Annotated in this window: 24 protein-coding genes and 2 tRNA genes; 14 read left to right on the top strand and 12 right to left on the bottom strand. The window is 61.8% G+C overall.

Annotated elements, in window-relative coordinates; all coding sequences use genetic code 11:
- Positions 1 to 214 precede the first annotated feature (214 nt).
- The 4 genes from SOQ14_RS09650 (at position 215) to SOQ14_RS09635 (ending at position 4,452) form a co-directional block, all read left to right on the top strand.
- The gene (locus tag SOQ14_RS09650; RefSeq protein ID WP_322897900.1) at positions 215 to 2,005 is read left to right on the top strand and encodes a histidine kinase dimerization/phospho-acceptor domain-containing protein; all 1,791 of its coding nucleotides are present in this window, start codon (positions 215 to 217) and stop codon (positions 2,003 to 2,005) included.
- A 95-nt stretch (positions 2,006 to 2,100) separates the two neighbouring features.
- Positions 2,101 to 2,173, top strand: a tRNA-Ile gene (locus SOQ14_RS09645).
- A gap of 62 nt (positions 2,174 to 2,235) precedes the next feature.
- Positions 2,236 to 2,312, top strand: a tRNA-Pro gene (locus tag SOQ14_RS09640).
- A gap of 109 nt (positions 2,313 to 2,421) precedes the next feature.
- Complete coding sequence (locus SOQ14_RS09635) at positions 2,422 to 4,452, top strand: site-specific integrase (RefSeq protein ID WP_322897899.1); 2,031 nt, start codon at positions 2,422 to 2,424, stop codon at positions 4,450 to 4,452.
- A gap of 49 nt (positions 4,453 to 4,501) precedes the next feature.
- Here SOQ14_RS09635 and SOQ14_RS09630 read toward each other — a convergent pair whose 3' ends face one another.
- The 8 genes from SOQ14_RS09630 to SOQ14_RS09595 form a co-directional block, all read right to left on the bottom strand.
- A complete protein-coding gene (locus SOQ14_RS09630; RefSeq protein ID WP_322897898.1) occupies positions 4,502 to 4,828 on the bottom strand; it encodes a hypothetical protein in 327 nt (108 codons plus the stop codon).
- 54 nt (positions 4,829 to 4,882) lie between these two features.
- Positions 4,883 to 5,161 carry a hypothetical protein gene (locus tag SOQ14_RS09625; protein WP_322897897.1) on the bottom strand — a complete coding sequence of 93 codons (279 nt, stop codon included), beginning with the start codon at positions 5,159 to 5,161 and terminating at the stop codon, positions 4,883 to 4,885.
- Positions 5,154 to 8,396 carry a type ISP restriction/modification enzyme gene (locus SOQ14_RS09620; RefSeq protein ID WP_322897896.1) on the bottom strand — a complete coding sequence of 1,081 codons (3,243 nt, stop codon included), beginning with the start codon at positions 8,394 to 8,396 and terminating at the stop codon, positions 5,154 to 5,156. The genes SOQ14_RS09625 and SOQ14_RS09620 overlap by 8 nt, the downstream gene beginning before the upstream one ends.
- Before the next feature lie 108 nt (positions 8,397 to 8,504).
- Positions 8,505 to 9,338: a hypothetical protein gene (locus SOQ14_RS09615; RefSeq protein ID WP_322897895.1), complete on the bottom strand. Its 834-nt coding sequence runs from the start codon at positions 9,336 to 9,338 to the stop codon at positions 8,505 to 8,507.
- The gene (locus tag SOQ14_RS09610; RefSeq protein ID WP_322897894.1) at positions 9,335 to 9,916 is read right to left on the bottom strand and encodes a hypothetical protein; all 582 of its coding nucleotides are present in this window, start codon (positions 9,914 to 9,916) and stop codon (positions 9,335 to 9,337) included. Before SOQ14_RS09610 ends, SOQ14_RS09615 begins: the two co-directional genes overlap by 4 nt.
- Positions 9,917 to 10,006: 90 nt before the next feature.
- Positions 10,007 to 10,546, bottom strand: coding sequence for a hypothetical protein (locus SOQ14_RS09605; RefSeq protein WP_322897893.1), 540 nt, complete (start codon positions 10,544 to 10,546; stop codon positions 10,007 to 10,009).
- A 178-nt stretch (positions 10,547 to 10,724) separates the two neighbouring features.
- Complete coding sequence (locus SOQ14_RS09600; protein ID WP_322897892.1) at positions 10,725 to 11,597, bottom strand: exonuclease domain-containing protein; 873 nt, start codon at positions 11,595 to 11,597, stop codon at positions 10,725 to 10,727.
- Positions 11,598 to 11,738: 141 nt separating this feature from the next.
- Positions 11,739 to 14,390 (bottom strand): MobA/MobL family protein, encoded by a 2,652-nt coding sequence (locus SOQ14_RS09595; RefSeq protein WP_322898125.1) that lies wholly within the window; start codon positions 14,388 to 14,390, stop codon positions 11,739 to 11,741.
- On the opposite strand from SOQ14_RS09595, the gene SOQ14_RS09590 reads away from it, so the two are divergent.
- On the top strand, positions 14,298 to 14,900 hold the full coding sequence (locus SOQ14_RS09590) for a hypothetical protein (RefSeq protein WP_322898139.1): 603 nt from the start codon (positions 14,298 to 14,300) through the stop codon (positions 14,898 to 14,900). The genes SOQ14_RS09595 and SOQ14_RS09590 overlap by 93 nt on opposite strands.
- Positions 14,901 to 15,241: 341 nt before the next feature.
- A complete protein-coding gene (locus tag SOQ14_RS09585) occupies positions 15,242 to 15,865 on the top strand; it encodes a hypothetical protein (protein ID WP_322897891.1) in 624 nt (207 codons plus the stop codon).
- A 446-nt stretch (positions 15,866 to 16,311) separates the two neighbouring features.
- Here SOQ14_RS09585 and SOQ14_RS09580 read toward each other — a convergent pair whose 3' ends face one another.
- Together SOQ14_RS09580 and SOQ14_RS09575 are read right to left on the bottom strand one after the other, a co-directional pair.
- Complete coding sequence (locus tag SOQ14_RS09580; RefSeq protein WP_322897890.1) at positions 16,312 to 17,337, bottom strand: efflux RND transporter permease subunit; 1,026 nt, start codon at positions 17,335 to 17,337, stop codon at positions 16,312 to 16,314.
- Complete coding sequence (locus tag SOQ14_RS09575) at positions 17,337 to 18,350, bottom strand: efflux RND transporter periplasmic adaptor subunit (protein WP_322897889.1); 1,014 nt, start codon at positions 18,348 to 18,350, stop codon at positions 17,337 to 17,339. The genes SOQ14_RS09580 and SOQ14_RS09575 overlap by 1 nt, the downstream gene beginning before the upstream one ends.
- Positions 18,351 to 18,586: 236 nt before the next feature.
- Between SOQ14_RS09575 and SOQ14_RS09570 the strand changes: the two genes are divergently transcribed.
- From SOQ14_RS09570 to SOQ14_RS09540, 7 genes are all read left to right on the top strand, one after another.
- A complete protein-coding gene (locus tag SOQ14_RS09570; protein ID WP_322897888.1) occupies positions 18,587 to 18,958 on the top strand; it encodes a hypothetical protein in 372 nt (123 codons plus the stop codon).
- Positions 18,959 to 19,218: 260 nt separating this feature from the next.
- Positions 19,219 to 19,476, top strand: coding sequence for a hypothetical protein (locus tag SOQ14_RS09565; RefSeq protein WP_322897887.1), 258 nt, complete (start codon positions 19,219 to 19,221; stop codon positions 19,474 to 19,476).
- Positions 19,473 to 19,910, top strand: a complete 438-nt coding sequence (locus SOQ14_RS09560; protein WP_322897886.1) for a periplasmic heavy metal sensor — start codon at positions 19,473 to 19,475, stop codon at positions 19,908 to 19,910. Before SOQ14_RS09565 ends, SOQ14_RS09560 begins: the two co-directional genes overlap by 4 nt.
- Positions 19,907 to 20,479, top strand: a complete 573-nt coding sequence (locus tag SOQ14_RS09555) for an RNA polymerase sigma factor (RefSeq protein WP_322897885.1) — start codon at positions 19,907 to 19,909, stop codon at positions 20,477 to 20,479. The genes SOQ14_RS09560 and SOQ14_RS09555 overlap by 4 nt, the downstream gene beginning before the upstream one ends.
- Positions 20,480 to 20,484: 5 nt before the next feature.
- Positions 20,485 to 22,200 (top strand): copper resistance system multicopper oxidase, encoded by a 1,716-nt coding sequence (locus SOQ14_RS09550; protein ID WP_322897884.1) that lies wholly within the window; start codon positions 20,485 to 20,487, stop codon positions 22,198 to 22,200.
- Complete coding sequence (locus tag SOQ14_RS09545) at positions 22,197 to 23,066, top strand: copper resistance protein B (RefSeq protein WP_322897883.1); 870 nt, start codon at positions 22,197 to 22,199, stop codon at positions 23,064 to 23,066. Before SOQ14_RS09550 ends, SOQ14_RS09545 begins: the two co-directional genes overlap by 4 nt.
- Before the next feature lie 20 nt (positions 23,067 to 23,086).
- Complete coding sequence (locus tag SOQ14_RS09540) at positions 23,087 to 23,467, top strand: copper resistance protein CopC (RefSeq protein WP_322897882.1); 381 nt, start codon at positions 23,087 to 23,089, stop codon at positions 23,465 to 23,467.
- A gap of 148 nt (positions 23,468 to 23,615) precedes the next feature.
- Here SOQ14_RS09540 and SOQ14_RS09535 read toward each other — a convergent pair whose 3' ends face one another.
- Positions 23,616 to 24,149, bottom strand: coding sequence for a DUF2059 domain-containing protein (locus SOQ14_RS09535; RefSeq protein WP_322897881.1), 534 nt, complete (start codon positions 24,147 to 24,149; stop codon positions 23,616 to 23,618).
- A 210-nt stretch (positions 24,150 to 24,359) separates the two neighbouring features.
- Between SOQ14_RS09535 and SOQ14_RS09530 the strand changes: the two genes are divergently transcribed.
- Positions 24,360 to 24,911: a hypothetical protein gene (locus SOQ14_RS09530; protein ID WP_322897880.1), complete on the top strand. Its 552-nt coding sequence runs from the start codon at positions 24,360 to 24,362 to the stop codon at positions 24,909 to 24,911.
- Positions 24,912 to 25,327: 416 nt separating this feature from the next.
- Here the strand turns inward: SOQ14_RS09530 and SOQ14_RS09525 are convergent, their stop codons facing one another.
- Entirely contained in the window at positions 25,328 to 26,257 is a 930-nt protein-coding gene (locus SOQ14_RS09525) for a BstA C-terminal domain-containing protein (RefSeq protein WP_322897879.1), read from the bottom strand.
- Positions 26,258 to 26,930: the final 673 nt, after the last annotated feature.

Raw genomic sequence — 26,930 nt, 5'->3', positions numbered from 1 at the left:
CGCCGGTTTTGAAAGAACCCGCACCCCCGAGGGGCTGCAAAGCTAATATTATTAGCTCTGCCAGCAATTGTCCCGCTTTGCAACGCACCGCAAGTGACAGACTGTGATGATCTCCACATGATGATAGAAGCAAACGCCGCCCTTGCGCCCGCCATGGTGCTGGCCAAGGGTGCAAAGGGCCTGATTCGCCCGCAGGAGGTGCCGGAAATCCGCAATGCTGTTCGATGATCGCCTTGCCACGGTGCTGCGCCTCGGTGCGACCAGCGAGACGGGTCAGCGCACCCAGCTGCGGCAATTGCTCGATCTGCTGGGCAGCCGGAGCCAGCAGGGCGCGCCCAATGAGGATATCCACGATCAGAGCCTGATGCATGCGGCATGGCTGCGGATGGATGCCCTCGCGCAGCATATCCCTGCTGCCGAACGCGCCGCGATCATCCGCGAGCCGGGCTGGCGTTTCCGCAATCGCGAATTGCTGCACTATCTTGCCGATCACGAGCCGGACGTGGCTTCGGCAGCGCTTTCGCGGGCCGAGCTTTCGCCCGAGGAATGGACCGCGCTCATCCCTGAATTGCCGATCCGGGCGCGCGGGTTTCTGCGGTTGCGCCGCGATCTGCCGGTCGATGTCGAAGCGCTGCTGGACCGGCTGGGGATCCATGATCGCGGCCTGCCCGCACCAGACGCTGCACCTGCGACCAGCGATCCGGCTCCTGCAACACCGCCTTCCGAGGCTGCGCCGGTCAGCCCGGTCGTCCCGCTGCGCCCGGTTCAGCCGGCGCCGGGCGCTGCGGCCAGCACCAACCGTCAGGATCGCGAGAGCAGCGAACGCAGCGAGATTTCCGCGCTGGTAGAACGCATTGCGCAGTTCCGGCGCGATCGCACCGAGGCTGCTGAAGATCTCGAGCTGGCCCCGCGCCTGCCGCTCGGCGAGGCGCCCGAACCATCCCGCCGCCCGGCCACCGCTTTCGGCTATGTCGCGGATGCAGGCGGGCGGATCGAATGGGCGAGCAGCGAGCTGGCCCCGATGGTCATCGGCACCAAGTTGCTGCGCCCGGCGGGCATGAGCCCGTCCGGGGATTCGGCGGCACTGGCCAAGGCTTTTGCCCGCAGGCAGCCGATTTTCCGCACGCCTGTCGTGCTCGAAGGAGCACCGGCGATTGCCGGCGAATGGCTGGTGGATGGCGAGCCGCGCTTCACCCCCGAAGGGCATTTTGCCGGCTATGTCGGCCGCTTTCGCCGCGCTGCCGTGGTCGCATCGGGTGCCGATGCCGCGGCCGCCGAGGAAGCCGACCGGATCCGCCAATTGCTGCACGAATTGCGCACCCCGGTCACAGCCGTCCAAGGCTATGCCGAAGTGATCCAGCAGCAATTGTTCGGACCTGCCCCGCACGAATATCGCGCGCTGGCGGCGGCGATTGCGGCCGATGCCGCCCATATCCTCGCCGGGTTTGACGAGCTGGATCGCCTCGCCCGGCTCGAAACCGGTGCGCTGGACATGACAGCGGGCGAGGCTGATCTCGCCGCGCTGGTGCGGCAGATGATCGAACAGCTCGGCGCGGTGCTTGCCGTGCGCCGTGCTGCCGTCGTGCTGACCAAGGATCGCACGGAATCACTGCTGCTTGCGCTGGACGAGGATGAGGCCGAAGCCCTGCTCTGGCGCTTGATGGCAACACTGGCGAGCCATTGCGAGGCGGGCGAGCAGTTGCAGCTCAGCCTGACCCCGGTGTTCGAAGGGCCGACTGCAATGGCGCAATGCGTGTGCGATTTGCCCGCGCGGCTGGCGGCGCTGGATGATCCTTTCGCCTGCGAGCTCAAGCCCACCGATCAGGCGATCAGCGCCGGGCCGTTCGGTGCGGGATTTGCCCTGCGGCTCGCTCGCGCCGAGGCGCGCGGCGCCGGGGGAAGTCTGAACCTCGGGGAAGGCAAGGCCGTCCTGCGGCTGCCGTTGTTCACCGGGGTGGACGCCGCGCGTCACGGGGTTAGCGGACAGACGCCCCACCGTTTGTGAAAGCCTGCGCGCCCGTGGGGCTAGGCACGGATCGCCGCTTGTAACTTGGCGGGCCTGACTGTAGGACGCGTCGCAGTCTGGTTCCGGTGCTTTCAGGGCCTGTAGCTCAGCGGTTAGAGCTGGCCGCTCATAACGGCTAGGTCGCGGGTTCGAATCCTGCCGGGCCCACCGGAAACATGCCTTGGGAGCACGCCTGCCTTGCGGCATGTGCCCTGCGGGACGACCAGTGTCGGGGAGTAGCGCAGCCTGGTAGCGCATCTGCTTTGGGAGCAGAGGGTCGCAGGTTCGAATCCTGTCTCCCCGACCACTTTTCACGCAAAGCATTGAAGGAAAACCGCTTTTCACCTCTCGGTGAGGCGGAATGTCACATGTTATGTCACATACCGGTTCACCGAGGCATTTCGGAGAGCCGTTCAATGCCCAAAATTCCTTTCAGCTCGCGCCGCTATGGCCGCTACTATTTCCGCAGACGGGTTCGTTTGCTGGATGGCAAGGATATCCATGTTATTGTGCCGCTTTCTACCTGTGACGGGCAGGAAGCGCGCGAGCGGGTCGCGATTCTCTCCGCACAGTTTGACAGGGTGCGCCGGACGGTGAACGCGTATATCGAACAGAACCAGACCCTCGATGCCGACACGATCAAGGCGCTGTTCGAAACCGAGCTGCGCGATTGTCTGTCGAAGCTGATCATGGAGCTGCATGACCCATCGCGTCATCCTGCGGCCCGTGTGCGGGATTATCGCACCATGGCGAGCGCGCTTGATATTGCCCAGCGTCCGGGCACCAACAATGAGCTGACCGATGCCCATCGCCAGATGCTGGCAGCGGCGGGCCACGACGAAATGGATATCGAGTGGGTGGCCTGCGATCTCGACCGCGAGTGCGGCAAGGACATCATCGCCGATGAGATGATGGCGCTGATGGCAGAGGGCCTGGGGCTTGAGCCGACCGATGCCGTGGTTGCCCGCCTCAAGCACGTCCACCTTCAGGCAATGGCCGAAGCGCACCGGCTGGCGTCCCACTTCCTCGACGAGGATGTGCAGTCCGCCTTCGATCAGGAGGAAGCTCTGCTAGCGAAACGCCGGGCGAATGGAGCGCCACTGACCTTTGCGCCGCCGCAGCCTGCAACGTCTACGCCGATCGCCCTGCCCTCGCCAGTATTAGCGCCAGCGGAGCCCAACGCCGCTTCTCATCCTGATTGCGTGTTCAAGACCTACCATGCCACGCGGTTCAGCGAGGTCATTCCATCGGTTCTCGAACTGGCGCGTGTAAATGGCCACTGGACCCGCGGGCTGGCGCAATACGAACGCGTTCTGCGCACCTTTGCGTGGATCACCGGCGACAAACCGCTCGGCGATTACAATCATGCCGACGTCGCCAAATACAAGAACGGCCTGATGCGAATGCCGCGGGATTTTCGCCCGGCGAAAGCCTTCGAGCGCCCCTTTGCGGAAGTCGTCGCCAGTCTCAAGGTGGGGCGGCACAACACGCGATCACTCAACACGGTAAAGCGGGACCTGTCGTACATGTCCACGGCCTATGACCTTCTGGCGGAGGATCAGTGGGCCCCGAAGATCCCCAACACCAAGGCCTTGGACTTCCTTAAGACAAAACTTCCTAAACAAAACAAAGTGACGGAAGAGACAGTGCGTCCGGTCTGGACACGCGAGCACATGAAATGCCTCTTCTCGTCGCCTATTTGGGTCGGCGGCGGCGGGCACCTCCACCGGCTTGATCAAGCAGGCGGTAGCGATGTCTGGCATGATGCCGCCTATTGGCTTCCGATATTGCTCTACTACACCCACGCATCGCTGAACGAGATCGCAGGTCTACGGGCGGACGAGATATTTCTCGACGAACCGGTGCCTAATCTCAAGATCGATGACAACGATCTGCGCGCAGAAGACGGCGTCCCTGGCGGCACCAAGAATGCCCATCGCCGGCGCCGGATCCCCGTGCATGAGGAGATATTGAGGCTCGGGTTCGCAGATTACGTGAAGGCGATCCGTGCTGAGGGCCATGCCGCGTTATTCCCGGAACTCTTCCTTAATGAAGCGCGGATTGGCGGTCACCAGTTTCGGAACATCGCTTGGCGGCACATGGTTGGGTGGATCGGATTGCACATGGATATCCCCAGCAACGAACACTCGGGGAAGATTGCCGACATGCAGTCGATCCGGGCACTTGGCTCTAGCTCCTACGCAGAATCCAATGCACCCGACATGGTTCGCGCCGATGTCATGGGACACGCCAGGACCGGAACGAACGCCAAGCATTACTCGAAGCGGATCGAGTCACACGGCCTGTATCAGGTGCTCGGCGAGTATCGCGATTTCATGACAGAGTTCGTGACCGTAACGACGGATCACCTGCAGGCGCGCCCGGTTAAGCTACTACCGATCAATCACCGATCGCGCACCGGCAAGCCGCGGCTGAAACGCTCGTAGACTTGACGTGGGGCTGCCGCGATCAGCGGCAGCCCCTTCGCCCGGATACCTACAGCTCCCGGGCCGGGATGCGGGTCGAATTGAGGATGAGCGCCCCTTCCTCGTAGTTCATGGAAATCTCATCACCTTCGAGCTTCGGTGCCAGTCGCCGCATCACCGCGCCGTTCGCCCTGATCGGCGACGGCCATTCCCGTTCGGCGGGGCAATCGTAGGATATATTCGCCGAGCGGAATGACAGGCCATCGTCCGAAGCCATGATGTCGACGTCGGCTTCTAGCTTGATTCCCTGCACCCGCAGCCCGGCACGGCTGCGGACGAAGCCGATGGCTTCCAAAAAATCGTACCTTGCCACAACGGCCTTCCAGACGAAGCTCATACCACTCCCTCAGCCGCCGATTTACCGACCGTAAGGCCGTTGGCAGCTCACCAATCAGGCCGCTTCGCGCAGCCGCTCGATCTCGCGCGCGAACTCGAAGCAGAGCTGGTCGCGCTCGTCGTCGGGTAGCCACTTTGCCATGTTGGGGAAGACGATCGTCCAGACCCGTTGCTTCTTCTCGGGCCACGGCACATTCGGGGCCGCGCGTGCGGTTTCGAGAATGTCGTGGAGGCGCTGCCGAACGCGGTCGGGATCGGGCACGATATCAGGCTGGGCGACCTCAGCCATCAGGCCGTCACCTTCCCCGAACATGCTGAATTGACCGTCAGTCATCATCTGGTTCCGTCACGGGCGCAGCTAGGCCCAGCTCTTCACGGCTGAGGGTATCCTCAAGCACCTCAGCCAAGACAAGGTCGGCCTGGTCGAACCAGTGGAGAAGTTCGTGGATACGCGCTGCGACATCGCGGAACTGCGGCCAGTAGGTCGGCCCGTGAAGACCTTCACGAGCATCGACCCAGCGCTTGAGCACGCGGTAGCCCGATACGGCGAATTCCCAGACGCGCGGCGGCAGGCCGTCGAACTTGCCTGTCCCGTCTGCGCAGAAGAACCATTCGCCGTTATCGCCCTGCGTTAGTCCAACCGGGCCAGCTGCTTCGGAGCGAAGGCGGCAGAAGTCCTTGAGGCGGAATGCACCAGCCGGCTCGCGAGCGAAGGATTCGAGGGCACGGATTTCCCGCCCAATGGCGACGGCGCGATGGAACAGCGCAGGATCGGCCGGCAACGGGATGTGGGGGAATGTGTCTTCAAGGTCTTCGGCGAAGCGCACCGAGTAACCGGTGGCGGAAAGCAAGGCGAGGATGGCGTCGAACAGATCCTCGGGGCCGATCGTCTGACCATAGGTTTCGGCAAGCCCTCTCAAAATGTCTGGGTTCAGGTTGTGCGCGTCCGCGCCCTTACGGCGATCATAGAGCGGAAAGGCGTATCCGCCATAGCTCCCACGGAAAGCATGGTAATCGGGCATCTTACCATGGCACCATGCTGCCGGGCCTAGACCTACTCCGGAAGGCATGGTGTAGAGCGCCCTATTGCTTTCGCCCCAAGAGGATTGGAGCGCTGGCCGCAGGAAGTCCCCGTATCGGGGATGATTGTATAGGAAACGGCGGTCTAGTGGCCGGTAGACCACTTCCGTGATGCGATCCCTATCTGCTTCGATGGCCCGCGCATCCTTCCACTTCCTGTCCCGTGTGTCATGGAAGGAGGCTTTCGCATCCTTCTCCGATCCAGTGACAAACGACTGGATACGCTTAAAGAGAGCCTCCTTCTCTACATCGTAAGCGAAATCATCCCGCTTCGTTTGCATCCCGCTCGACTGGAAATCGAACAGGTCAGCGATCGAGACCCACTCACCATTGCTGAACGCTACCGGCTTGAAGTCATCTAGTAGAGCTCTTGCGACGGGCAGGAACTCGAGAGCTTCTCCAGTTTCTTGCAGCGCCTCCAGCCAATCGAGCTTCGCCTTCTTGCTGAACCGCTCCGCCTCCCAGCTGTCCGTATATCGCACTTCGGCCAAGGCGCCGGGCTGCTTGCTACCATCCGCTACGGCGATGCAGATGGCAGTGCCGACCTGGATGTTGAACACGCCTTGGTCGCTCACGACGTCGCCGCGAACACCCGCCCGCACGTCGCCGCGCAGGTCAATGATTTCCAGCCGGTCGAACCGCTCGCGCATCATCTTGCGCAGGCCTGCATAGGGCCAGCCAGTCAGGTATTTGCGATTGGTGATGAACGCGATCACGCCCTTCTGCGGAGCGTTCTCGGCCTCGAACAGCTTCCAGATCGCCCAGCGCCAGAAGGCGACGGAGAACTCCGGGAAGGTGTTGAGCTGCCCGCCCTTCCCCGCGTCCTTCACCGGCTGCTTGAGGTCGGGCCAGATTTCCTCGTTCATCCAGCGGCCGACGAGAGTTTCGTCTTCGCCCTCTTCAAGCCGCTTGTATGGCGGGTTGCCGATGATCGCGAGGATCTGCTCCCGCGCCTTGATCTCGTTGGCGCGTTCACGCTCCTCATCGATCGGAATACCCGCCATCCCGAGCGAACCGACAGCCGTCACCGCATCTGGGCGGCTGAGCGTATCGGTAAGATAGACGCCAAGCCGGGGAAGCTGGATCGGCTGCGGCGCATCTTCGCCGTCATCCGGCGGACGATGTGAAAGGGCATGGTGCAGCCTGTAATGCGCCACGGCATAGGGGCCGATAAGCATCTCAAACCCGAACATCCGGCTGGCAAGGCTCTTCAATGCCATGCTCGCCGCCGGACCGCCCTCCTCCTCCATCACGCGATCACGAACGCGTTCGGCGATGCCGAGCAGGTAGGTTCCGGTGCCGGTCGCGGGATCGAGGATGGTCACGCTCTCGTCGCGCAAGCCTTTGGTGCCCAGATCATCGCGCAGCACGCGGTCGAGCGCGCCAACCATGAAACGCACGACCTGGATCGGGGTGTAGTAGACACCGTAGCGCTCGCGCGCGGCTGGGTCGAACACGCTGAGGAAGTATTCGTAGAAGGTGATGATCGGGTCGCTGCCGTCCTTGCGCGGGGCGAGGATCTTGGGGTCGAAGCAATTCACCGTGTCGATCATCACCTCAAAGCCGATGCCGACCGAGTTGATCACGCGTTCGTCGCTGATGGCCTCGAGCGTGCCTTTCATCAGCGGGTGCTCATCTGGCATGTGACGCCAGGCGTGTGCGTCGACAAGTTGATTGTCCTTTTCCGCCTCGGTGCTGGAGAGGTGCTCGCGCACCAGCAGCAAACCGAAGGCGAGCGTCTGCGCGAAGGCAGAGGAGAACAGAGCGTCGAAATCCGACGACGCGTAACCCCCCGCCTCGGGATGCGCGTAGAGCACGTTCTTGTAGGTGCCGCGCACCAGCATCAGTGGATCGTTCTTGTGGACCTCGGGATCAAGTTCGCCCAAACGCTCTTCGACCGCGCTTTTGATGATACGGGCGGAGTGCGCCAGCAACTCGGCAAGTTGGACGTCGTTCGTTGCCGTCGGGGGCTGTGCACGGAACAGATGGGCGAGCAGCTCGAGGAAGCGCGTCGGATCATGAGCGTCAATCAGAGCGTCGGCAGCCGCATCAGAGATGGTCGGTTCGATAGCCTCAGGCGGCAATATCGCGGCCTTGCCGACGAGCTTGTCGCGTTCAAACAGGCGGAAGTCGAAGAAATTGCTGGTTGCCCAATGCGCCAGCTCTTGCAGGCGCCCATACTGCCGTTTGTCGTGCGGGCCTTTCCATTCCTTGGGGTCTGCGGACTTCGACGGAGCCTTCAGTTCGATGAAGGCCCGCGCCGGCTGTCCGGGTTTGATCAGCGCAATGTCAGGCCTGCCGACACCGGGCTTGGTGTATTCCGGTGAGACGGTCATTGCCGGAACCGGCCCGAGATGGGGGATAAGCTGTTCAACAAGCCGCTGAAACTGAGGCGCGAGCGCGGGTTCGCTGGCGGCGGCATTGCCACGGAGCTGCTTACGCATCTCCGTGGCGTAGGATTTCAGGATCGTTGCGATTTGGGACTGCATTTCCGATGCCTAGAGTCAGCGGGCGGGCTTGTCATGCGGATTTGCTCAGCAAGGCCGCCAGCAGAATTGTATCGGCACGGGGAGCCGTTGCGCAGCCATCCACTGGCCTTACGCGGCCTCCCGATCCTGGGCGATCAATTGCTCCAGATCGAGCGCGAAGGCCTTAAGTTCATCCGCCAACGGATGCTCCGGGCGCTGGCGAAGGAATGAGCCGATCATCCCAATGACGGCGGGCTCGAACCTGAGACCGGGTGTGCCCTGCGCGATACGCCAGGCGATCATCACGATGGCGGTGATAAGCGTGTCCAGCTCGCAATGCCCCACAAGCAAGCGCCAGTCCGCGGCAGTGCGGGTCTGGAAAAACTGGGCCTTGTTCCGCAGCAAAGGGAGCGGCACGCCGATGCGATAAGCTACCTCCGACAAGTGGTGCCAAGTGCGACCCGCGCCTTTCATGGCGAGGGAGAGGTCAAGGTGCATCCGCTGCCGTCTACCGAATACGGGCTCGCGCAGCTGCGGCGGCAAGACCAATCCAGACTCCATTGCAGTCAGCGTCAGCACTTGCTGATCGACTGGCACGCCGCCCCACGTGACGACGGTGCGATCGGCGCGTTCGGCGAGATTGTCGAAAAGCGCCTTGGTGACCGCGCGAGGCGTTAGGTGCGTATGCTCGCTCCACGTTTTCACGGCGCCGATGGAGACGATCCCCGCAGGCGAGATATCGATGTCGAAAAGCGCCGCTGCACAGATACAGCGCGAAGCGATCCGGTTTTGCTGGCAGTCCGGGTCGATTGCCTGATTGGCCGCGATCAGATCGCGGTCCCATGCGCTTTCGGTGTCAATGAAGGTGTATGCGTAGGAACGGGGTGTGGTCATGGATTTTTCCTTGTCGTGGTGGTGCAGCCGATGCTGCGCAAATTCGATTTGATGGATGGCCAGGTTCAAAACGGCAGCGGCTTGGAACGCTCGAGGACACGCCAGGCCTGAAAGGACGCGATCAACGCACGGGCCTCAGGCTTGCGGCAGAAGGCCTGAGTATAGACCGACCACAGCGCCATCGCCTGCTCCGGCGCACGGCGATTGCGCTTGAGCGGCGTGGATTCCGGTCCTGCCATTTCGAGGCCCATCGCCTCACCAGCACCGTTCAGCTGCTCGTCGGCCACCGTCAGTGACAAGAGCGTGGTGCCGGGCAAGGCGCGCGCTATCAGCTGGTTGTCGATTGGCGGGAGGTCACGACGCCCCGCGATATCCATCAGACGCCGGGCTGGCAGTATCGGCTGGCGAACCAGAAGCTGCGCCCCTTCCGGGACGCGTTCGCACAGGCCCGATATGATGTCCGCGCGCGTATCCGTCGGATCGAAGCGGGCATGAAGCAGATCGAAGGCCGCTTCCCGTCGTCCGGTGATGGTGACGGTGAACAGCGCGAGGCTGGATATGATAGAGCGGCGCTCGTATTCCGGTCGCGTTCGGATGATAATCAATGCGGCCAGAACTGGCGGATGGTTGTTGCGATGATGGTGCATGGGATTTCCTTTTCGTGAAAGCAGACGGGCGGCGCTCTGGTGGAGAGCGCCGCCCGTCTGGTGATTGGGTGGTGATGAAAGGGTGGCCGATCAGAATACGGGGACGTGTTTGACGTCGACGCAGAATGTCCAGCTAGGATAGCGGAAGGCGGTTCCCTCGATCACGTCTGCCATACGCCGCCTGATTTCGGCCCAGCCGCGATCGACACCGGCGGTGATCTGTGATGTCGGCGGAACGGGGCATTCGATCAGCTTGCCAGCTGCATCGATCGAAAAGGCACGGGACCGGTCTCCACCCACAAGGATCAGGGGTGACCCCTTCCGCAAGACGTAGGGCTCGACCAAGCCGATCAGGACTTCATCTCCCATTGGCTTGATCATGAAGAGTCCGTCGCACCTAGTGGTGACGTCGTCGGCGAAGTTCGCCAGCACCCACGGCGTCTTGGTGCGAAAGACCACGTCGGCCATTACGTTGATGCCTTCGCCCAGCTCACCGTTGGACGCGCCCACGCCCAGCTCGCAGCCTTCGATGGAGGCGTCGGCGGGGCCGCGCGGGTGCCACATAGCTCTCGTCAGGACATAGGTCAGCGGCCGGCGGGGACAGGCCCCGCCAAGGTTCAAGTCAATCATATTCCATTCCTTTTTGTTGTGTGACGGCCTGAGCGAATGCGGCGCAGGCCGAAGCCCCTTTTTTCCCTTCACAGGAGAGGCTCATTTTTATCTGTCAGAACAGGGACGGGGCGGTGCTTGGCGCACCGCCCCGCCTCTCAGGACTAGCTGGCCAGTAAAGCCGCCCCGTCACGCAGGATCAGCAGTGTCGCTCATGCCAGGTGATTGGCGTGCGCCGCACGCGCAGACGGGGATAGTGGCGGGTGATCCAGCTTTCCTCGTAGTCGGCCTGAAGTTCGCCAACCTCGGACCACCATACCTTCCGGACCCAGTCGAAGTGATAGCCGCGCCGCTTGAGATCGGCCTTGGCATCGAAGGTTTGGCCTTCGACGTCGATCCGGGTGGTCGTCACCTGCGCGTTAGCCAGAGCCTCAGCGAGCACCGTGCGCCCGCTTGGCAGCACGGTAGCAAGCAGGTTGATGGTCGCGGTCACGTCATCGCCGGCGGTATGCGCCTTCGGAGCGAACAGCCCCTGCTGTGCCAACAGGTGTCCAAGAGCGCGACCGTCGAAACCGTGTCCGCGCCAATCGACGTCGTTGAGGCTGCACACCCACGGCAGATGAGCGACGCCCGGCAGCAGCCGGCGCACGAACCCGGCATCGAACCGGGCGCTATGGGCGAGGATCGCATCAGCCCGGGCGATGACGGCAGTCACTTTCCCGATGTCGATTGCCTGTCCCTCGAGCTTGGCATCCGAAAGCCCCGTCAGCGCTGTAATCTTCGGCATCAGCGGGCGGCCGGGGTCCTGGAGGCCGTATGCCTTACCCAGGATACATGTGATCCGCCCTTCGCTGTCAGTCTGCACAAGTGCGGCTGCGATCTCGATCACCTGATCTGTTTCTGGATCCAGGCCTTCGGTTTCGACATCGACGACCGCGATCACCGGGCCGGGACTCGCCGGGTCGCCCATCCTTGGCCAGTCATCCAGCTTGGCTATGGGGCGAAGGATACGCACCCCCTGCTCGGCAATCCCAGCGGCGGGGTCGCCGTCGGCATCCATCATTTTATTCATACATTTACCTCGTCATTGCGAGGTCGGCCGAAGGGCCACTTTTCCCCTTCTCCAGCCGGCCTCACCGGCAGAGGCCTAAAAAGGTGGGATTTTCCTAAATCAGCGGCATGGGTGGGGATATTAAGCGCGCTTAAGCTCCGACTAGCGGCCCAACATGTTCTGCTGCGCGGCGATCTGCGCCGCATGGCGCGCCACATCTTGCTTGATCGCGGCCCCGGTTTCCGGAGCGATTTGGATCGGCCATCGCTTCAACCGCGCAGCCACGTTTGCGGCGATTGCAGGCAGGTTGTGTTCTTCGTTGCGACGTGCTTCTTCCCAGCGCCGTACAGCGGCCTCAGACCGCCGTTTGCCGCTCTTCTCCAACTGGCGGAGCATAAGACCCCAGATCGGGGTCTCTGCCCATGGCGAAGCTTTATGGCGCAGATCGTCCGGGAGCGCCTTGATCACTGCTGCGGATCCGCCATCCATGTCAGATTTTGTGACGGACGTGGTGAGCACGCCCCAGACTTCGCGCACAAACTGCCACTGGCGTCGCCGCTCCTGTTCGAGGGCACTCTGGACATCTGGGTGCTCGAAGTTGGCGCTTAGACTGCCCCCTTCTTCCTGCTGGCTCATCGCAGGAACAAGCTTGCCCTGCTTGCGGGTCATCCTCAGGCCGGGCGTGCTTTCGATTTCTGCGATGAGCTCTTCATGTAGCTCACCGTTCCCGGCAGAGCTTTCAGGCTCGACCGAACGCTGCTGGCGGCGCGGAGGAGAGGGCGCAGGATCGTCGGCGCTCAGGTGTGGCGCAACTGACGACGACGAGCCGCCCGTATCGCTTGAGCCTGCGGCGGCCGCGGCAGCCTTGGCCGCCAATAGCCGCCTGTCATGCTCCTTGGCGTCCTGTTCGAGCTTGTCTGCCAGGGCCTGAGGCAAAGGGAGAGAGAAGCCGAGAGAGTCGCGCAGCCGCTTCGCCCTTGCAGCAAGCCGAAGCCGCTGGTTCTGATTATTGCTAGGCGCGTCTTGCCACGCCTTTGAGGCCAGCAAACACCGCTGCTTGCCGCCATCGTAGTAAGCTTCAACCACCTGCCGATGCAGGGGCTCGGATCGGAGCATGCCTGCGATGTAATCCAGATTATTTGGCGGCAATGCCCCCACGAGTGTCTCGCGGCTAGTGTCCTTGAAGGCCCTCCCTATCAGCTTGGTCACAATGTAGTCGACATAACCCTCTTGCTGGTCGAAGCGCGCTTGAAGCTGGCGCTGTGCAATTGGATTTCGTAACCCGGCTTCGGTGAGGCGATTGCCATGCCAGTAGATTCTGCCGGGGTAGATGAACCCGTCAGACCCCTTCTCGACATGAATGTATTTTTCGCGGTTACGATCAAGGAAAGCGAGCGCCCGCCTTTCCTCCTCGGCTAGATTGATCGGCTCAGTGGCGGCGATCGTTTGAGCCGGCGGTTCGGAGACGGCGGTAACGATCGGTTCGCGCTCGTCAGGCAGGGGAGCCAGCTTCAGATCAATCCGGCCTATGGCGTCGGACATCCGGAAGATGGCCGATTGCGACACGCGTCGGGCGAGTTCCGCAAGGGCGGGCGGCGGCGTTTTTTCAAGCGCGCTTGGCAGTGATGGTGGCAAGGCTTTCGCCCAACCAGGCCGATCGAAGCGGGGAGTGACTTGCCGGATGTTCTTATACACGGGCACAGCAACCGGACCGCCACTGAGCTTCCAAGGCATTGCTTTCGGACGAATGCTTGATCCTAAGGGTGGCAATGCTGTCGGGGTCCACCACACAATGGTTGGCTTCGAAGAGCCAGCGTTACGTGGCGCTCGGAAGCTTGGAAGGGACGAGATCGGTGGGGTCAACTTCCACGATGCCTTTACAGCCTTGCGAATGCTCGCGGCCGGAAGCTGTTGTGGCAGCGTGCCCAGCGGTTTACACACAGCCTGTGCATCGCTCCGCTGTGGAGGGAAATACGGCAACGTGGTGGGAAGCGAGCTTTTGAAGTCTGGCTGCCAGCCGCTGTCAACGCGGGCGCTAATGGTGGGATTGGGCCAAGTGGGCAGCGCCCGATCCGGCAATGACCACTGCATGCGCCCCGGGCTATCCGCCGTCGCCTGCTCCCGCCTCGCCGGAAGGATTTCGGGCAAGGACATTGGGCGCTTGTTGTCGTTGGCCGGACGACTGATCGGCTGTATTGCCATAAGGTCGGGAATGGGGCTGCGAAGACTGAACCAACCGTCGAATGGTGGGGGACGGCTTGCCCTGATTGCCTGCGCCGCTAGCGCGATCCGCATCGATCGCTCAACTTGCTGCCGCGTCTGCGATGCTGCATTCAGCAGTTCGGCCTTGGCTAGTGCGATCGCACGCTTTGCGCTGTTGCTGATTGCGATCCGGTGGTTCTCAAGGTTCCTGGCGACATACTCGCCCCGCCGAATCTTCGCTGTCAGCCCCGGCCCATTATGCACCTGCGATTGATAGGGAAGGCCAGCCCCCACGTAGCTGAGATGGGTGAACCGGGAAGGAACACCGGCCTGTTCGCAGGCGTGATTGAGCTGCTCGCTCCACAGATACCGGAGCCTGGCAAACTGCTCAGGAGAGTCCAGATCGGTGCGCAGATATCTACCGATTTCCCACTCACCTTCGGCGATCCGCTCCATTGGTCGGAACGAAAACAGGATGTGGACGTGCCAGTTGCGCTGGTCGCCATCTTCTGACGGTGGATGCAGCACTACAAGATAGGGCAAGCCCTGACGACCGAACGTATTCTCGGCGTAGCATCGCGCAGCTTCAAACTGCTGCTCGGGCGTGAGCAAATGGCAATGCTGTATGATACCATGGAAAGCGGTTTTCGCGTTTGCAGCCGCGGTCCGGTTGGTCAGTTCGAGAACATCAAATCCCTCAAGGATCTCACCATCGGTGACGCCAAGGTTGCTGACGACGCAGCGTTCGCCAGCAGGCGAGACGTGGGCGCCGTCGATGATGTAGCAGGCGCGCTCTCGCACATGACCCTGCCGCGTCTTCTTGGCAGCGTAGTAGCGGATGCGCTGAAAAACGAATTGCCGCCCTTCCTTGTCGGTAAGTGGCCGCAAGTAAGCAGGCAGCCGGAGTTGTCGCAACGGCCGACGCGCGACGTGGTGCATCACATTGCGTTGCTGCTGCTGCCGGGTTTCATCGCCCCAGTCTCGCTCCCGGATAACCCGAAACCGACGCCGCCACATGGCGCGTTCGCGTTCGGCCTCGGCAAATTCACGTTCGATCCTTCGCACAGATTTGACGTGCTGCGCTTCCGCCCATGCCTCGGCCCTTATCGCCCGGTCAGCTAGCACTGCCCAGTAGGCATCGCCGCGCGGCCGCGCGCAGAGAGCCTTTTGCTCCCTGGATCCCGGTTCGACCGGTCTGCATCGCGAATGAGGCTTCTCTACCATGGGCGCGGGTCTGCTTCACGAGGGGCGGGTCTTTGGCCGGCTTAAGTGGGCAACATTTATTTCGCCTAGACCCGCCCTAATCATCTTAAGTGCACTTAACTTCACTTCTTATTATAGATCCTATAGGGGCATCTTCAAGGGGCAAATTCAAAAGTAAAGGCTAGCTGACGACATCAGATCCGCCCTCAGCGTGCACTTGGTTACTTGATATTTATTATTGTTGCCACTATGTTCCTTGCATGGAACACATGAAGCCCGAATCAGGAGAGACCGAGCTAGGCGTCTACATCGACGAGCTAGGCCGTATGTTTGCTAACTTGAAGTCGATGGAGATTGGCTTGTCTGGTCCGCAGATCACGCCGGGCGAGGCAGTCTACCGCGACCAGCGCGATGTGTTTCATCAAATTACACTTGGAGCGGTCCTCACCGCGCACGGCCTCTCTGCCCATGACGCGCGCAGGTTCGATGGTTATCTCGCTATGACGCCCAACGAACTGGAGGGCGATCACGTCAATGCCCTGCATTGGAAGAAAGCCTGCGCGCGCAGCGATACCATTGGTGAGGCACTGGCGATCTTCCTCAATCAGGCAGGGCCGAGACTTGAGGAGCTGGGGCGGTATGCCGAGTGGCGTCGGCGCTATGACAATTACATGGTTCGGTCCGAACGCTTCCTGGAGGCGCTGGACAAGGACAAGCTCGAGGCGATGACCGCGCGCCCGGCTTCGCGCAAGCAGCTGTGGCTTGTCCGTTATACATGCGAATGCCTTGGCCTCCCCTTTCCCGAATTGACGGACCGCAGGGCTGCGTTTCTTTGGCTGCGCGATGCTGGCGCCAATCCACGCTACAAACAGGTGCGGGAATGACTGCGCAGATACGGTTGCCCAATGGCACGATAAGGCAGGTTAACGGCTCGAGGGAATGCGCCGACCTTATTCAGGAGATTGAAGCAGAACACTCGGCCGCTCGCAGGGATGGCCGCCGCATCGACGCCGAACGTTGGGCAAAAGCTTATGATGACGCCTTCGCGTTACTGCCCACTTTGATGATCGCAGACCTCAACCAAGAGATGTCCGATCTCCAGCCGATTAAGCGGCATGCCGAGCTTTGCGCCAATTGGTGGCTGGAATTGCAGCGAGCGGCCTACGGGAAGGAGCCGGTCGAAGTTTCGCCTGCACAACGAGCAATCATCGCAGGCAATCAGTTTGCCCCGTCGAACTGGCGGGAAGCGCGGGAAGCGATTGATCTGTTGCACGAGTTTCAAGTGCCGAGCTCGCTGTCGCTCTACCAGGCCGAGGCGAAGGCCGGAGACTTACACCGTGCGGCGACGGGTCAGGTTGTCGATCGACTTCTCGATGAAGGTCGCCGGGCGGAAGATGGTGGTGTCGATCTTGACGTCCTTGAGACCGGGGCGAAGCTCTTCGACCGCCGCCTCGACATCGCGGGTCAGCTGGAGCGTGTTGCCGGTCGGCTGCTTCTCGACGATCAGCATGATACCCGGGCCGTCGTCGATGATCGCATTGCCGATGGGGGCGGCAAAGCCGTCGGTCACCCGCGCGACATCACCTACCCTGACCGGCGCGTCGCCGGCGATCTTGATGACTGTGCGGGAAAGATCCTCGGCGGTCTGGATCGCGCCTGCCTGCTGAACGGGCAGCCGCTGGTTGGGCGTATCGACAAAGCCGCCGCCGCCGACCAGCACTGCATCGCCGGTCGCCGCGCGTAGTTCGGCCAGCGTAACGCCCGAGGCTTGCAGCCGGTCGGGATCGGCCAGCACCTGCAACTGCCGGTCGCGGTAGCCCCAGACGGCGACATTCGCGACGCCCGGCACCGACATCAACTTGGGCCTGATCGTCCAGCGCACCAGCTCGGACAGCTGCATCTGATCGAGCTTTTTCGACGAGATGCCGATCTTCATCGCCCGGCTCGTGGACGACAGGGGAGGCAGCATCACAGGCGGGCGGGCAGCGGCAGGCAGTCGCGCCTGCACCTGCGCCACCCGCTCCTGCACCAGCTGGCGGGCGCGGATCACATCGGTGCCGCGCTCGAACAGGATCGTCACCGAGGAGAGGCCCAGCACCGACTTCGAGCGCAGAGTTGCCAGATCGGGCACGCCATTGACCGCGGTCTCGATCGGCACCGTGATCAGGCTTTCGACCTCCTCGGTCGACAGGCCCGGCGCTTCGGTCTGGATCTCGACGATCGGCGGAGCGAACTCCGGGAATACGTCCAGCGGCACATCGGCAGACGCGCGCAGGCCAAGCACCACCAAGAGCGCCGCCATGGCGAGAACCAGCACGCGCTGCTTGAGCGCGGAGCGAACCAGCCAGGCCAACATCAGTGTGCGACCCCGAACTCGGTGCCGAACAGCTCGGCAGCGCCTGCCGTGACCACCTGCGTGCCTGGACGCAAACCCCGCGAGAGGATCGCACGACCATCTTCGGTTGCGGCAACCTCGACCCGCTGGCGCACGTAGGTGTCGGCCTCGGTCTTGGCATAGACCCATTCGCCGCCATAGATGTCGCGCAGGATCGCGGAGGTCGGCACGGACAGCCCTTCGCTTCGCCCACCAGCGAGCGGGAGCGCGACGCTGACCCGCTGGCCGACACGATAGGCCCGATCACGATTGTCGAGCGCGAAATAGAGATCGACGGTGCCAGCGACTGCGTTCGCCGATGGCGGCGCATCGACGGGCCGCGCCGATCGTTTCGCGCCGTCCTGTCCAAGCGGCGAGACCAGCGCCGACTGACCTTGTTGCAGTCCGGGAAGATCGCTCCCGAACACCGGCACCCGCACCCAGACGTAGCGCTGGTTGCCAAGGCTTGCGACCGATGGCCCGAGCAGGCGGCGCTGGGCTGCCGCCGCATCGGCAGCAGCCTTTGCCGCACCGAGCGCTGCCGTCGCCTCGTCACGTGCGCGAATGCTGCCCGCTTCCTCATCAACCAGAGCCGAGGCACGATCATAGGCGATGCGCGCCAAGGCAAGCTGCGCCCGCGCCCGCGCAAGTTCACCATCGGCGGCCACTTGCTGCGCGGCGAGTTGTTGCAGGTTGCTGGCAGAAGTGACCGGCGCTCCGCCAGCCCCCGCCGGGATGACGATTTCGCCGCTGGTCATGCGCATGGCCGATGCGGTGCCCGTCCCGATCCTCTCCGTGACAATCCCGAGCCGCTTCTGGGCTTCCGGCGTAAGCTTCAGGCGGACAAGCTCGGTCTCGTGGGCGATCGCCTCGCTGTGAACCGGGGGTTTGGCAGGCGCAGCGGGCTCGCTTCCGCAGGCAGTCAGGAGGATGGTGGGGACGAAAGCGGCAATGGCGAAGCGGTTTGGCATTCCTGCCGCATAGAGCGCCAGCATTGGGGCAATGTTGGCGGTTCTATACAATTTCCCAATGTGGCAGCGTGATCCGCTGAGGCCTTGAGGTTGCGGCTGCTATGGCGGCAATGGGGTCGCTTCCTGAAGGGCAGGAATTTTTCAGGACCGGGGCAAAGCCGTCATGCCGCTTTCGGGATTGAGCATCAGCCCCGCTTATGGCCGAATCTGGGTGGTTTGTTGCCGTTGCGCCATTGATGGCTGGCAGTTAAGTTTCTTTGATGCGATCTGAAACCCGCAAGTTGGCGAAGGGGCAAAGCTACCCACTCAGGCCTACGGTGTTAGAGGCCGCGTTAGCGTGCGCAAACATCCAGATAGACTTGCATCTTATCAGAACGCCAGGCGACTTGTTCGACGCTCATTTCTGGCCGCCTAACGCCAACATCCCTTACGAACGGCTTTATGTCCGCGCGGGGTCTGTGCCGCGAGAGCAAGCGGCTGAAGCCCGCCACGGGATGGAAACTGTCGTCATTCCGAGGCTCATCGCATGGCTAGCTAATATCATGGCTCAGGATCAAAAGTCGCCGACGCGCGGCGTGGAGCAAGTCATCAATCTCAAACCGTTTGATGTCGGGAACGGGGTCGTTTGCTGATGGGCAGAAATTTTCCAGAACGGGGGTAAAGCCGCAATGCCGCTTTCGGGATTGCACCGCGACTCCGCTCATGACCGGTGATGGGTGGAAAGGCGACTGGCCGCTACACCTCTCGGCCTGCCACCTGCTGCACAATGTGTCGTATCGCACTGGCCCATGAACGTCGGCGTCTTGATGGAATGGGCAACAGGCGGAGTGCTAGCAGAAGCGATGAGGGGTTTTATGCCGGCATGCGTATAACCTCGTGCAGGAGGAAGATGATGGATCTCGACAACATTGTCTCGCGGCTCGTTGATGTTCCCGTGCCAGACTTGTCAGCAATCGACGGCGCTACCTTGGCGACTCGGGCGCGTGTTGAGGCAAACCAGTCGCGCAAGGCATTTGGGGCAGCGATGGTCGCAGCGCTTGGCATTGGAGTGCTCGGCGGATTGCAGGCTCCGGCACAGGCGGAAACATCGCTCGTCGCCTTCGGCCCGGCACCCTCGCTGACGCCTCTGATAGTGCTGGGCAAGCAATGACCTTAAGCCGTCTGTTGATCGCAGCCGTTTCGGTGGTCGCACTCGCGCTGGTAGGGGTGTGGATCGGACGCATGATGCAGCCCGCACCGCAGCATAGCGGGGCAGAGTTACACGCACTGATGCATGCCGGACTTGATCTTGACCCGGCGCAGGAACGGGCACTTGCCGTGCTCGAACGCGATTTCGCCGCCAAGCGCGAGGCTTTGGAAGCGCGATTGAAAGCCGACAACTCCCGCCTTGCGGATGCTATTGCTGCTGAACACCAGTATGGTCCACGTGTGTCGGCAGCCGTTGATGCATCCCACGTGGCGATGGGCGAACTGCAAAAGGCGACGCTGGAACACGTCTTTGCGATGCGCGAGATCTTGCGGCCTGATCAGCAGGCCAAATTCGACGCAGCCGTTGCCAAGAGCCTTGCGCAACCAAGCAAGTGAACAGCGCCAATCCGGATGCAGCACTGGTGCGCAAAGCGCTGGCTAGTGATGCGCAGGCGGAGCGTGCTTTGGTAGAGCGGCATCGTGAGGCCATCTACCGCCTCGCACGTGTTGCCACCGGCGACCCCGAAGAGGCATTCGACATCACGCAAGAGGCCTTTGTCGCTGCCTTCGGCGCGTTGTCGCGCTACGATCCGGCGCGACCGTTCCGGGGGTGGATCGCCGCAATCGCGCTCAACAAATGCCGCGACCGGGCACGGCGGCGGGCGGTGCGGCGGTTTCTCGGCCTGCCGATGGCCGACACTGCGGCGGAGTGGGTCGCCGATGACGCGCCCTCGCCCGAGGCGCATGCGGCAAGCCGGCAGGAACTAGTGGCCACCGCCCGCGCCCTTGCAGACCTGCCCTCTTCACTGAAAGACGTGCTGATCCTGCGCACAATCGAAGGCATGAGCCAACAGGAAACGGCAGCGGCGCTTGGCATCAGCGTCAAGGCGGTGGAGACCCGGCTGTATCGGGCACGGCAGAAATTGTCGGAGATGGTGAGGGGTGAGCCGCGCTCCCGCGTATAAAAGACATGATTGCACCGCTTGTCACCCGTCGTCGCCTGCTTGTCGGAGCAGGCGCCGCTTCTGCCTTCGCCGCGCTGCCTGCCTGGGCGCAGGGCCATTCGATGCACAAGATGCGCGGCGGAGCACCGATCCGCATTGGCTTTGACGAGGTGTCGGGCGCGGTAATCGATCTTGCCGTGGGGCACGGCCCACGCGTGGTTCAGGGCCGCAAAGGGCACGGCGTTGCGGTCAACGGGAGTGTGCCCGGCCCCCTTGTGCGCATGAAGGAAGGCACCAATGTCCGCCTCAATGTGGCCAACCATCTGGACGAAGATACCTCGATCCACTGGCACGGCCTGCTGGTGCCGTTTCACATGGATGGTGTGCCGGGGATTAGCTTTCCGGGGATCAGACCGGGGCAGACCTTCACCTATGAATTTCCGGTCCGGCAGGCGGGCACCTACTGGTATCACAGTCATTCGGGCTTGCAGGAACAGCAGGGGCATTACGGCCCACTGATTATCGATCCGGCTGGCGATGAGCCGGCAGAATATGACCGCGACTACATTCTCCTCCTGAGCGAGTTCACCCCGCTGCACCCGCACAAGATCATGGACCGGCTGCGCAAAGGCGAAGGCTATTTCAACTACGAGCAGACCAGCTGGGCGGATGACTACCCGCTGACCGCCGAGGACCGGCGGATGTGGGCGCAGATGCGGATGCCGGCGACCGACATCGCCGATGTGACAGGATCCACCTACACCTACCTAGCCAACGGGCGCGGGCCGAAGGAGGGGCTGGAATACCTGTTCAATCCCGGCGAACGCGTCCGCCTGCGGGTCATCAACGGCTCGGCCATGACCTTATTCAACCTGCGCATCCCGGGCCTGCCGATGACGGTGATTGCCGCCGATGGCCAGAATGTGAAGCCGGTCGAGGTCGACGAATTCCAAATCGGCACAGCGGAAACCTACGACGTCATCATCGAACCGGGCGCGGCCGAAGCCTACACCATCGTTGCCGAAAGCATGGATCGTTCCGGCATGGCGCTTGCGACGCTGGCAAGCAGACCCGGCGCCCGCGCGCCGATCCCGCCGCCAAGGAAGCCCCCGCTGCTCGACATGGGCGACATGGGGATGAACCACGGCGATATGGGTGGCAGTCACAGCATGGACGGCATGAAGATGCGTGACACGCTGCTGCTGCCCCCCGATGTAAAGACCGGGCCCGGGATCGACATGGTTTCCATGGCGCCGGTCGACAAGCTCGGCGACCCCGGCCTCGGCCTGCGCGATGTGGATCACCGCGTTCTGAATTACCGAATGCTGTCGGCGCTTGAGCCCAACCGCGACACCCGAACACCTTCGCGGCTGCTCGAACTGCACCTGACCGGAAATATGGAGCGCTACATGTGGTCCTTCGACGGCCGGATGTATTCCGCGGTCAGCGACGTGCCGATCCGCTTTGCCTGGAACGAGCGGGTGCGTGTGAAGCTCGTCAACAACACCATGATGGCGCACCCGATCCACCTGCACGGGATGTTCTTCGAGCTGGTCAACGGCCAGGACCCAGCCCATCAGCCGCGCAAGAACATAGTCATCGTCCAACCCGGCGCGAGCGCACAATTCGATCTGACCGCCAACGAGCCGGGCGACTGGGCGTTTCACTGCCACCTGCTGTATCACATGCACGGCGGAATGATGCAGACCGTAACGGTCGTGGGGCCGGAGAGCGGGACGTGAGGACTGCGCTCGCCTTGCTGGCGCTCACGCTCCCCGCGCCCCTTGCTGCACAAGACGCGCACGCCGGGCATGACAATGGCGATATGAGCGAGCCGGAAAAACCGATCTCCCCCGGCCCGACGATGGAAACCCCGCCTCCCGCCGCTGCCGGCAGCGGTCCGCCACGCGCTGCCGATGCGATCTGGGGCGCCGATGCCATGCAGGCCTCGCGCGATGATCTGCGCCGCACCCATGGCGATTTTCCGGTGTTCTGGTTCCAGGGCGACCGGCTGGAAGCGCAGGTGCGCGATGGCGCGGATATCTACCTGTGGGACATCCAGGGCTATTACGGCGGTCCGACGACACGGCTGTGGTTCAAGAGCGAGGGCGAAGGCGCGTTCGGTTCCAACCCCGATGATGCCGAGGTGCAGGCCCTTTATGCCAAAGCCTTCGCGCCCTTTTGGGACGTGCAGGCAGGTGTCCGGCATGACATCGCCGGGCCTGACACCACCCATGCGGTAATCGGCGTGCAGGGCCTTGCGCCCTATCTGTTCGAGATCGACACCGCGCTGCTTCTCTCGCACCGCGGCGACCTGACCGCCCGACTTGAAGCAGAGATCGATCAGCGTATCACCCAGCGCCTGATCCTTCAGCCCCGCATCGAGGCGAACCTGTCAGCGCAGGACATTCCCCTGCTCGGCGTGGGCGGAGGGCTCGATCAGATCGAAGTCGGCGCCCGGTTACGCTATGAATTCGCCCGCGAGTTCGCTCCCTATATCGGCATCGAGCAATCATGGCGCACCGGCAAGGGCGCAGATTTCGCCCGCGCGCGCGGCGAAGACCCTTCCACCACCAGCCTTATCGTTGGCATCCGTTTCTGGTTCTGATCAACATGAAGGACACCCCCATGCGTATCCCCGCCTTCTTCGCCGCCCTTGCGCTTTCGGCGCTCGCCCCCTCCGCGCTGCTTGCCCATGTGAAGCTGGCCGCGTCCACCCCGACAGCGGGAAGCGAGGTCAAGGCGCCCAAGGCGATCACGCTCACCTTCGGCCAGCCCGTCGAAGCGTCCAGCGCCGCAGCCAGCATCGTGATGACGGCCATGCCGGGAATGGCCAACCACGGCGAGATGGTGATCCGCAACTTCACCGCCAGTTGGTCGTCCGATGGCCGGACCATGACGCTCGCCCTGAAGAAGCCGCTCCCGACTGGAACCTACGAAGTCCGCTGGCAAGCCGCGGCGGCCGATGGCCATTTGATGAGCGGAACTGTCACCTTCAAGGTAGGTTGACCGCTCCCCAGAGCGGGCCTCGCGTCCGGTATGGGGTCGGTTTCAGATTGGCAGGATTTTTTCAGAAGCGCGGCATAGCCGTCATGCCGCTTTCGGGATCGCGAATCAGCCCTGCTCATGACCGCAGCTGGGTGGTTTTCTGCCGTTTCTAGCGAGAGTGATAGGATTGCACTGCCTCGGCCACCAAGGCTTGCTCGGTCTCTTCCATGTTTGTGCCGATGTAGGCTTCCATGCGCCAAGTTCCGTCGAGATAGTGCTTCCCGACAGATGAGTCGAAAAAGGCGATCATTTGCCGAAGCTCGTCCTCGGTGAACTCCCAGTTTAGATGTTGCTCGTATTCGCTCTGATAGACGGGACGGTATTTCTCATAAACAGCTTTCAGGGCCTCAATCGGTCCGGTGAGGCCACCCAACAGATTGGATTCCTTCCAGTTAGCGGCCCCGCCTTCATGCCAGCCAAGCTCGGGCACAAATGCATATCGTTCCAAGAAGCTGCCGCTGTCCAAGCGGCTTTGAATGCCGACAACCGACATGAACCGCCGGATCAGCGCAAGCTTCTCTTCGGTCGGGGGAGCCTCGATACGGGCTGATGGAGCGAGCGAGGTTCTATGGTTGGGAGCTTCGGCCATCGAGGGTGACAATGGAGCACCAAGTAGCGCGACTGCCAAGATGATCTTTTCCATCGGGAGAGCGTAGCGCCTTGATGAATGACCGCAACGGGGTCGTAAGCTGACTGGCAGGTTTCGGAACTCGGCCCCGCTATAGCCGCCTTCGCAAGCCGCTACATACGGACCAGCCCTCGCTCTTCTGCCTTTGCGGCGCCGGGTTCCGGGTCGGCCCCGCTTTTCGAACGGCAGCTTGCGCGCCGATGGAGACGCGGTAATCTGCCGATCATGCGTTTCTTCATCGCCACCCTTGCCTTTCTCTCAGCCCAAGTACCGCCAGATCAAGACTGGCCCGGGACGCGGGCTATCGAGCCGTCCTGGGAGAAGGATCCAGTGATTGTAGACGCGCAAGGGATCTGCAATCCTGAGGCTTCATCCAACGTCTTCGTCCAAATCGACGTGAAGCTCTGGCGCAACGAGTTCCGCCAGAATTGTTGGTGGCCAGCCTTCGCCACCTCGTCGCGCTATTTCATGAAGACTTTCGATTGGGGGATAGGTGGTGGCGTGCAGCCGGTTGACCGCGCCACCGGCCGCATTCGGCCTATTGAGGTTTGGGTGCAAGGACTTCATCAGGGAGACAGAGGCGTCCCGTATCGGCGTTCTCTGACCCTATACCGCATTGACTGCGCACGTGGGACCAACCGCTACGCCGCTGTCCAGTTCATCGCCTATGGCGCTGACGGAAAGGTGCTTGAACAGTGGGATAGACCAAGTGCGGCATCGAGGGCCGCCGTGCCCGGATCAAAGGAAGAGGCCTTCGCCGCTGCCGTGTGGGGCTAGGCCGCGAGTAGGGGTGTGCGTGGGCTCGATACGGCCACCGAGGTATTTCGCTGGACCTTAGCCGGGCCCGCATTCTGCTCCTCGATGCCCGCATTGCTTGCACCGCATCCGGGCGCCGAGGCTGTCCAGGTCACGCCGCCAACCGCGGGTATGGCATTGCATGGCAATCGGCACGGGATCGAGAAGCTCGCGGTGTCCGCAGCCGCGACACTTCACGCGCAGCCGGTAGCCCTTACGGGCGATGTCTGTGATCATCGCGACGCGTGTGCTTCCCATCCCCTTGCCATGCCCGATGCTCGATCGGCCGGGAACAGGCGGTCGGAACAATTAGCGAACAGTCCTGTGGATTGTCGCCGGCTGCCGCTTACAGATGCATACGGTGGGAGTGAGGCGGGGCCGAAGCCCCGCCGAGGAATCTAGGAAGCTTTGATCGCCTTGGGCTTGAAGGCTTCGATGGCCGCGACGGCGCTCTTTGCCGGGAGCTGCCCCTGCTTGACCTTGCTATCAAGGTAACTGGGGAGCTTCGCGGGCAGATAGATTTCCCGCACCCACTTCCGAAACTCACCGAGAGCATCGTCTGGGTAACAATAGGCAGGCTGAGGGTTTGAGAGAGACTGAGGAAAATAGCTGGGATAGTTATGGTCGTATCTTATACGCTCGCCATAAATTATGTCCAAGCTCTCTGAATTCCAATACTTACCCCAATGAATACCAACACTAATATCCGGGATAAATTTATCGCCAAGATTGACGCCTTCACGCAGCATTGTGACAAGCAAAGTCGCAATTTCCTTGAAGATACTGAAATATCCATCTGGAACGCTGTCATAGGCGAGGCTTACCCGATCATGAAATTGCTTCCATGCGATGCTTGCCGCCCCTGTCGGATTATAGCCGACTTGAGCATAGATAAAATCGTTGAATCCTTTCCGCGCAAGAATGCGATAGTTCTGAGCGGCAGCATCATTATTTGAGCCGGTCTCAAAGGCATAATACTCAAGAATAGCCATGCATACAGCGGAAGGAATTGCGTGCTGAACAACTCCATCCTTGATGATCGCGATGAAAGCGATGTTGTCGTCTGCGCCTTGTTCCCGCACCAGTTCGCGGATCTTTTTGACCCGAGATTTCGCTGGCTTCTCCATCCAGTCAGCAGTGATGCGGATGATGTTCGCGTGATCAACACCGCACATTCTTGCCAGACCGCGAATGTTGAGAAACGGCGTGCCGTCAGACAGGACGCCCATACCGACGCCGTCGATCTCGCGCTCGACAGCGATTTGCAAGTCCAGCCGAAGCTGCTCCGGCGACTTGGAGTCGGTGACCAATGATGTGCCTTTTGTCATTTAATCTAGCCTTTATAGTTGGTTGGGTTGGTGACCAACTCGGCTAGACGCTTACTTCACCGTCACGTAGTCAGGTGTTGCACAAGCGGGCGGCTCAACCGAGCAGGGTCGTGAGGAAGCGATTCCTCGCGACCCGCCCTATTTACCATTTGGCAACCAAGTGCGAAAGGGCGGATCAAGCCCAATTCACCATTTTACGCTGTGGATACAGCCGCTTGTTGCACAAAGACTTCAACACATAACGAAGCCTTTATGTCCGCCGGCGAGCTTTAGCGAAAATGTTGCTCGAGTCGCGTTCACGGGTCGGCGCCCTTACCCTGCCCGTATTCAGCCCTTGCGGCGGGATTCGTCCTATGTCACATCCCTGTGCACACGGCCGTCGCGCCGTGCTGCAACCCGCGGTATTCCGGGCTTTGCGGGTGGTCGGAAAAGTGGACTCGCATCCTGTCTCCCCGACCACTTTTCAAATAAAGCATTGAAATGAAAACCGCTTTCATCGGTTCGGTGAGGCAGTGGTGCACATAGTGTATCACATACGGTTTCACCGGGCTCCTTTCTGGAGACCCTTCAATGCCCAAAGTCCCCTTCACCATGCGTCGCTCAGGCCGCTACTACTTCCGCGAGCGTGCGCGTTGGCAAAATGGCAATGATGTCACAGCCATAGTATCACTGG

It is taken from the genome of Erythrobacter epiphyticus (assembly GCF_034653295.1).
Lineage (GTDB): Bacteria > Pseudomonadota > Alphaproteobacteria > Sphingomonadales > Sphingomonadaceae > Erythrobacter.
The sequence above is the reverse complement of the archived record's forward strand: the minus strand, read 5'-3'. Positions and strand labels throughout refer to the sequence as shown.